We start from the raw sequence: 5,963 nt of genomic DNA on the forward strand, positions 1-5,963 counted from the left end.
GACGAGATGCGCAGGATCGTCGAGGGCCGCCAGAGCCAGATCGCCGACGCACGCTCGCCCGGCCGTTTTGTCGGAATCGATCCGGAGCCGCGCCCGGGCGTCCGTTCGGGCCATATGCCGGGCGCGCATAATGTCCCGATCACGGCGCTTGCCGAGAATGGCGAGCTGCTGCCCAAGGATCGACTGCGTAAGGTGATCGAGGATGCCGGCATCGACCTGTCGAAGCCGGTCGTCACGTCCTGTGGCTCGGGCATCACGGCGGCGGCGATCACGCTCGCGTTGGAGACGCTCGGCCATACCGACAACCGCCTTTACGACGGTTCGTGGACGGAATGGGGCGGTCTCAGCGACACGCCGGTGGTGACGGGGAAAGAATGATGGAAAACGGCGCGCCGCAAGCTATCGATGTCACGGTCACGTTCCTGGAGATGCACGCCGCGCCGGCGGTTTCGTCGCCGATCCCCTACAACCGGCAGATCGCGCTGCTGAAGACCAAGGACATCCCGCTCCATTTCTACCGCTATTTGATAGATCGCGTCGGGCGCAAATGGCACTGGGTCAATGTGCTGAGGATGAGCGACGAGGAGCTTGCCGCCGGCCTGCACCGCGAGGACCGCGACGTCAGGGTGCTCTATCTCGATGGCGCTCCAGCCGGCTTCTTCGACCTAAAGCCGCATCTTCCGGACGAAGTGGAGCTCGCCTATTTCGGCATGATGGAACATGCGCATGGCCAGGGCATCGGCCGCTGGTTCCTCGGCGCGGCGATCTCGGCGGCCTGGGCATATGGGCCAAAGTTCGTGTCCGTGCAGACCTGCACGCTCGACCATCCGGCGGCACTGCCGCTGTACCAGAAACTCGGCTTCACGCCTGTGGCGCAGAAGAAGGAAGTCGTGCACCCGCTGACCTTCGCCGAGCGTTCGGCCAGCGTCATGCGAGGCTAGACCCGTTTCACGCCGCAGCCGAGCCCAACCGGCGAACGCTTTTCCCGGAATTGCCGTGGGCCTGAACATCCCGTTCATCGCCGCTTCAGACTGTCTTTGCCATTGTCCGGCCGCATTACGAGGCCGAGCTTGTAGGAGAAAAGACATGTTGACCCGACGTATGTTTGCCGTTGCCGCGATCGCGGCAATTGCCATGCCGAGCCTGGCATTCGCACAGGCGACCACGCCTTCGGCCGCGACCATCGAGCGGCAGCTCGAGGCCGCGCCCAGGAAGAAGCTGCGCCCCAATGAACGTGTCACTATTCGCGAGTTCAAGCGCCGGCCGGACCTGCGGCACATGGCGCGTTCGATCGACATCCAGTCGATCAATTTCGAGTTCGGCTCGCCCGCCATCGCCCCCTCGCAATATGGCAAGGTCGAGATCATCGCCGACGCGCTCCATCGCATCCTGCGACGCGACCGTGGCGCCCGCATCCTGATCGAGGGCCACACCGACGCTGTCGGCTCCTTCGAGTCGAACCAGGTCCTGTCCGAGCGCCGGGCCGCCTCCCTCAAGCGGACCCTGGTAGGCGAGTTCGGCGTGCCCGCATTCGCGCTGGAAACCGTTGGCTATGGCGAGGAATTCCTGCTCGTTCCGACCCAGCAGGAGAACTGGCGCAACCGCCGCGTGACGCTGCGCCGCTTCGACGACTTCGTGCGGTAACGCTCAGTCCGACAATGCCGATGTCTAGAGCCCGGTTGCGCAAAGCAGCCGGGCTCTTCCATATGCGTGCCGCTAGAGCAATTCCAGGAAAAGTGTGAGCGGTTTTCCGTCCGGAATTGCGTAAAAACCAAGAGTTAGAGCGGTTCGCCGTTTCCGTGAAACGGTGAACCGCTCTAGGCAGGAATCGGGTGGGAGGCACTGCCGCCAAAGCATAATTTCCGGACATCGCCACCGGAGATTTTGCCATGAGCATCCAGTTCAAAGCCTTGCCGACCGAAGCCGTGCGCGCCTTGCAGGGGGGAGGGCCCGACGCCTATGGCCTTGCCCCGGAACATCGGATTTCCGACGGCGACGGCGTGCCCTGCAGGCATTGCATGAAAAACGTCGCAGTCGGCGACGGCTATCTGATCATGGCCTACAGGCCATTCCCGGAACTGCAGCCCTATGCCGAGACCGGCCCGATCTTCCTACACGCCGAGGAATGCGAACGCGCCGCCGACGGGGAGGCGCTGCCGGAAATGCTCGCAAGCAGCGACTATATCGTCAGGGGCTATGGCAAGGACGATCGCATCGTCTATGGCAGCGGCGCGGTCACGCCGACGGGCGATATCGCAGCCCGCGCCACGACACTGCTTGAGCGCGACGACATCGCCTACATCCACGTCCGCTCGGCGCGGAACAATTGCTATCAATGCCGCATCGAGCGGGCCTGATCCCAAACCGACAAGCCCCAAAAAAGAAGCCCGCCGATGGTCAGGCGGGCCGTTGGAGGGTCTGACAGAAGCTGTCGGCAAGTGCTGTCAGGGCGGGATTGTCCGAACCCGGCAAGCAGCACAGACCGCCAGTAGCATCGCGTGTCTAGGCATCTTTCCCGCCGCGCGAATGTGAAGCACTTCACACAGGGACGCATAACGGCCGAAAGACAGGATCGAAGTCCGTCAAGACTGTCGTATTCTCGTCGTACTCCTTTGCTAAGAAGCAATGGTTGATGATCAGTCGACCGCGGATGGACCGGCGGCAGGTCGCAACATCGAGGAAGCGGGGCTTTTGCTCCGCTTTTTTGTTGTCCGGACTTCTTCACGGAAACCTACTTCCGCGCAAGAAAAAAGCCCGCCGGAGTTAACCGGCGGGCGTGACAGGAGGAATTCTTGCCGGATATCAGGCGGCGAGCACCGCTTTCGGCTCGACCATTTCGTAGCCGAGCGCTTCGGCGACGGCGCGGTTGGTGATCTTGCCCTTGTGGACGTTGAGGCCGTTGCGCAGGTGGTGGTCGTCGACCAGCGCCTTGAGCCCCTTGTCGGCGAGCTGCAGGCCATAGTGCAGCGTCGCGTTGTTGAGCGCGTGCGCCGAGGTGACCGGCACGGCGCCCGGCATGTTGGCGACGCAATAGTGGATCACACCGTCGACCTCGTAGGTCGGATCGGCATGCGTCGTGGCATGCGAGGTCTCGAAGCAGCCGCCCTGGTCGATCGCGACGTCGACCAGCACCGAGCCCTTCTTCATGCCGGAAAGCATCTCGCGGGTGACGAGCTTGGGCGCCGCGGCGCCCGGGATCAGCACGGCGCCGATAACGACGTCGGCCGAGAAGCATTCCTCTTCCAACGCCTCGACGGTCGAGTAACGCGTGTGGACGCGGCCGCCAAAAATGTCGTCGAGCTGGCGCAGACGCGGGATCGAGCGGTCGATGATGGTGACGTCGGCGCCGAGGCCGGCCGCCATCTTGGCCGCATGCAGGCCGACGACGCCGCCGCCGAGCACGGTGACCTTGCCGGGCAGCACGCCCGGCACGCCGCCAAGCAGCACACCGCGGCCGCCATTGGCCTTCTGCAGCGCTGTCGCGCCAGCCTGGATCGACAGGCGGCCGGCGACTTCCGACATCGGCGCGAGCAGCGGCAGGCCGCCGCGGTCGTCGGTCACGGTCTCATAGGCAATCGCGGTGACGCCCGAAGCGAGAAGACCCTTGGTCTGCTCCGGATCCGGAGCCAGGTGCAGATAGGTATAGAGGATCTGGCCGTCGCGCAGCTGCACCCATTCATTGGGCTGCGGTTCCTTGACCTTGACGATCATGTCCGACTTGGCGAACACGTCGGCCGCCGTCTTGGCGATGGTGGCGCCAGCGGCGCGATAGGCGTTGTCGTCGGCGCCGATGCCGGCGCCGGCGCCGGTCTCGACCAGCACGTCGTGGCCGTGCGCGACATATTCGCGGACCGAGCCGGGCGTCAGGCCGACGCGATATTCATGGTTCTTGATTTCCTTGGGGCAGCCGACACGCATCTTTCTTCTCCTGTCCACGCCCTTTCAGGGGCGCTCTCCCTGTCATTGGTGCATGCCATCAGCTCCGGAACGCCGCGCGATTTGGAGGCGACACGCAATAATCGCAGTCAACCACGAATCGTTCCGTATGTGTTTGCGAATGCACTTGCGGCAAGGATCGGTCTTCGATAATCGTTGCGCAAAATAGCCGGAAATTCGCAGGAACCACGAAAAATGCCGCTCGACAGGATTGATATCGCCATTCTGGAGACTTTGCAGAAGGATGGCCGGATACCCAATGCGGCGCTTGCCGAGAAGGTCGGCCTTTCGCAATCGGCCTGCTCGCGCAGGCTCGACAACCTGGAGAAGTCCGGAACCATCCGCGGCTATCACGCGCGGCTTTCCAACAGCGCGCTCGGCCACCAGATGACGGCGATCGTGCACATATCGCTGTCGGGGCAATTCGAAAAGACGCTGTCGGATTTCGAGGCGGCGATCAAGCGTTGCCCGAACGTGCTCTCCTGCCATCTGATGTCGGGCGAATACGACTACATCCTGCGCATCGCGGCGAAGGATCTCGTCGACTATGAGCGCATCCACAAGGAGTGGCTGTCGGCGATGCCGCATGTGACCAAGATCAACTCGTCCTTCGCGCTGCGCGAGATCGTCGATCGCACGGCGGTCGGCTTGAGGCCGGAGATGGCCTAGGATCTGGATTGATAACCAGTAGGAGGCAGCAGCTGCGATATGACAGAAAGAACTACGCTCGCCGAGTCATTGCCGACAACCTCCGTCATCCGCATCTCGCGCGCCAGCTTCGACCCGGCTCGGTTTGCCGAGGTTGATGCCGCCAGCAAGAAAACCGCGCAGTACATCATCCAAGCCGTCAGACGGCTGCCGGGGCTGCTCCACTTTTATTCGGGCGTCTCGCCGAAAGGCGAGATGGTCCAAGTTAGCGTCTGGGATACCGACGAGCATGCGGCGCAACTCAACACCCTGAAGGAGATGGTCGTCGACGGCCGCAGGGACATGGAGGCGGTCGGCGTCACTTTCACGCTGATTTTCCACTATCCGATCGATGGACCTGGCCCGTTTAGGCGGGATTCGCCTCCGTCACCACAGTCGTCATCGCAATGTCGTGCGGCTGCGGGTAGATGGTGGGGATGCGCTGCAATTCATAGCCGACGCCGATCACCAGCGGCCTGAACGGCATGGCGGCCAGCGTGCGGTCGTAAAAGCCGCCGCCATAGCCCAGCCGATACTTGCCTGGATCGATGCCGACGATCGGCGAAATCACGATGTCGGGCAGGACGGGGTCGCCTTCGGCCGGGATCGGAATGTTCCAGACACCCTTTTCCAGCCGGTCGCCCGGTCTGTAGGCGCGAAACACCAGCGGCTGACCCTTCTCGATGACGACAGGCAGCGCGGTGCGGCCGCCGCGCTCGTTGATAGAGGCCATCCAGCCGCGCAGATCCGGCTCGCCGCGAAACGGCCAATAGAGGCTGACCATCCGGCCCTCTATGTCGCCGATCAGCGCGTCGAGGCCGACCGCGATACGTGCCGACATGGCGGCGCGCGCATCGGCTGAGACGGCAAGGCGGGCATTGATGAGCCGCTCGCGCTCGGCCTTGCGCCAACGCCTGATATCCGTCCAATCGGACAGCGGCTCCCGGTATTCCGGCTCGAGTTCATGCATGAAGCAGGGCGGTGATGCGTATTGGGCCGGCCCTTCGTCGTCGCGATTGTCAGCCATGATAGGCTCCTGTCATGGGGTCTCACGCTATACCTGCGGCAGCACGCGCTACATATGCATTCACGACGCCGCGCGACGACTCTGGGGCATGTTTCCAGCCGGCAAGACTGTTGTTGCAGCGCACAAAATACCTACATTCTATGTGGTAGTTTTACACCGCGAGGTGGATGAAATGAGCGAAGCCAGGCATCATGTCGTGGTCGTCGGCGCCGGATTCGGCGGGCTCGAACTCACCCGCGCGCTGGCTGGTGCGCCGGTGCGCATCACCATGATCGACAAGCGCAATCACCACCTGTTCCAGCCGCTGCTCTAC

Annotated in this window: 8 protein-coding genes; 6 read left to right on the forward strand and 2 right to left on the reverse strand. The window is 63.1% G+C overall.

Annotated features, from left to right (window positions below):
• The 4 genes from EOA24_RS24785 to EOA24_RS24800 all read left to right on the forward strand — a co-directional run.
• A partial coding sequence (locus EOA24_RS24785) for a rhodanese-like domain-containing protein (RefSeq protein WP_133374597.1) occupies positions 1-378 on the forward strand: 378 nt, incomplete at its 5' end.
• Positions 378-941, forward strand: a complete 564-nt coding sequence (locus tag EOA24_RS24790) for a GNAT family N-acetyltransferase (protein WP_126083809.1) — start codon at positions 378-380, stop codon at positions 939-941. The genes EOA24_RS24785 and EOA24_RS24790, both read left to right, overlap by 1 nt.
• A 145-nt stretch (positions 942-1,086) precedes the next feature.
• Entirely contained in the window at positions 1,087-1,644 is a 558-nt protein-coding gene (locus tag EOA24_RS24795; protein WP_126082778.1) for an OmpA family protein, read from the forward strand.
• Positions 1,645-1,889: 245 nt separating this feature from the next.
• Entirely contained in the window at positions 1,890-2,357 is a 468-nt protein-coding gene (locus EOA24_RS24800) for a DUF1203 domain-containing protein (protein ID WP_126082777.1), read from the forward strand.
• Positions 2,358-2,802: 445 nt separating this feature from the next.
• On the opposite strand, the gene ald is transcribed toward EOA24_RS24800, so the two are convergent.
• Complete coding sequence (gene ald / locus EOA24_RS24805) at positions 2,803-3,918, reverse strand: alanine dehydrogenase (protein ID WP_126082776.1); 1,116 nt, start codon at positions 3,916-3,918, stop codon at positions 2,803-2,805.
• A 213-nt stretch (positions 3,919-4,131) separates the two neighbouring features.
• On the opposite strand from ald, the gene EOA24_RS24810 reads away from it, so the two are divergent.
• Positions 4,132-4,605: an Lrp/AsnC family transcriptional regulator gene (locus tag EOA24_RS24810; protein WP_040994689.1), complete on the forward strand. Its 474-nt coding sequence runs from the start codon at positions 4,132-4,134 to the stop codon at positions 4,603-4,605.
• 385 nt (positions 4,606-4,990) lie between these two features.
• Here the strand turns inward: EOA24_RS24810 and EOA24_RS24820 are convergent, their stop codons facing one another.
• Complete coding sequence (locus EOA24_RS24820; protein WP_126082775.1) at positions 4,991-5,650, reverse strand: 5-formyltetrahydrofolate cyclo-ligase; 660 nt, start codon at positions 5,648-5,650, stop codon at positions 4,991-4,993.
• A gap of 172 nt (positions 5,651-5,822) precedes the next feature.
• Between EOA24_RS24820 and EOA24_RS24825 the strand changes: the two genes are divergently transcribed.
• The coding region (locus tag EOA24_RS24825) for an FAD-dependent oxidoreductase (RefSeq protein ID WP_148669978.1) at positions 5,823-5,963 on the forward strand (141 nt) is incomplete at its 3' end.

Origin of the sequence: Mesorhizobium sp. M2A.F.Ca.ET.039.01.1.1, from assembly GCF_003998035.1 — a bacterium.
Taxonomy (GTDB): Bacteria; Pseudomonadota; Alphaproteobacteria; order Rhizobiales; family Rhizobiaceae; genus Mesorhizobium.